The organism is Erwinia oleae, assembly GCF_000770305.1.
GTDB lineage: Bacteria > Pseudomonadota > Gammaproteobacteria > Enterobacterales > Enterobacteriaceae > Erwinia > Erwinia oleae.
Genome location: NZ_JNVB01000168.1, coordinates 1 through 579 on the forward strand (window position 1 = coordinate 1; position 579 = coordinate 579).

The window sequence follows — 579 nt, forward strand, 5'->3', positions numbered from 1 at the left end:
TGCTTGATGAGTCAGGTTTTTTCGAGTGGGCGGCGCTGCATGTATCGCGGTGGGGAAACGGGCGTGGACGCCTGCTTTTCAGCTGGATGATCCTGCTTGGCGCGGCGGTATCGGCGCTGTTTGCCAATGACGGCGCCGCGCTGATCCTGACCCCAATCGTTATCGCCATGCTGACGGCATTGGGTTTCAACAAAGGCGCTACGCTTGCGTTTGTGATGGCGGCCGGTTTTATTGCCGACACCGCCAGCCTGCCGCTGGTCGTCTCGAATCTGGTGAATATCGTCTCGGCGGACTTCTTCCGGCTGGGCTTTAATGACTATGCCGCAGTGATGGTGCCGGTGAATATTGCGGCGATTATCGCCACGCTGGCGACGCTGCATCTCTTCTTTCGTAAAGACATTCCGGCAACCTACGCGCTTTCCCGGCTGAAAACGCCCTCAGGCGCGATAAAAGATCCGGCAACCTTTAAAACCGGCTGGCTGGTTTTGGTTTTGCTGCTGGCCGGATTTTTTGTCCTTGAGCCGCTCGGCGTGCCGGTGAGCGCGATTGCCGCCGTGGGCGCGCTGGTTTTGCTGGCGG

Annotated in this window: 1 protein-coding gene; it reads left to right on the forward strand. The window is 58.9% G+C overall.

The window, feature by feature from the left end; genetic code table 11:
- On the forward strand, positions 1-579 hold a 579-nt coding region (locus tag GS12_RS22765; RefSeq protein WP_034951327.1), incomplete at both ends, for an ArsB/NhaD family transporter.